Genomic DNA, 673 nt, shown 5'->3' on the forward strand with positions numbered 1-673 from the left:
ACATAGGGGAAGGCCACGCCCCGGCCACGGCTGATCCAGGCCGGGGTCGAGGCCCAGGCCCAGAACCGGCGACACTGGCCGCATGCCTGATTTCGCCTTCGACAACACCTACGCCCGCGAACTGCCGGGTCTTTATGTCTCGTGGCGCCCGGCCACGGTGCCGGCGCCGCGCCTGCTCTTCCTGAACCGGCCGCTGGCCGAAGAGCTGGGGCTGCCCCTGGCCGCACTGGAAGGCCCCGACGGTGCCGCGCTGCTCGCCGGAAACAGCGTGCCGGAAGGCGCCGAGCCGTTGGCGCAGGCCTACGCCGGCCACCAGTTCGGCGGCTTCTCGCCGCAGCTGGGTGACGGCCGCGCGCTGCTGCTGGGTGAGTTGATCGACACCCGTGGCCGCCGACGCGACATTGCCTTCAAGGGCTCGGGCCGCACGCCCTTTGCGCGCGGCGGTGATGGCAAGGCCGCCATCGGCCCGATGCTGCGCGAGGTGATCATCGGCGAAGCGATGCATGCGCTGGCCATTCCCACGACCCGCGCGCTGGCCGTCGCCGCCACCGGCGAGCCGGTCTACCGCGAACGGCCGCTGCCCGGCGCAGTGCTCACCCGCGTGGCGGCCAGCCACCTTCGCGTGGGCACTTTCCAGTATTACGCCTCCCGCGGCGAGACCGATCGCCTGCGT

Annotated in this window: 1 protein-coding gene; it reads left to right on the forward strand. The window is 72.2% G+C overall.

The annotated features are described in order from the left end of the window. Positions 1 to 82: 82 nt before the first annotated feature. Positions 83 to 673: protein adenylyltransferase SelO family protein (locus AC1DYI_RS37730; RefSeq protein WP_477209164.1), on the forward strand; the 591-nt coding region annotated here is incomplete at its 3' end.

Source organism: Ideonella sp. P3_A4, from assembly GCF_056403075.1.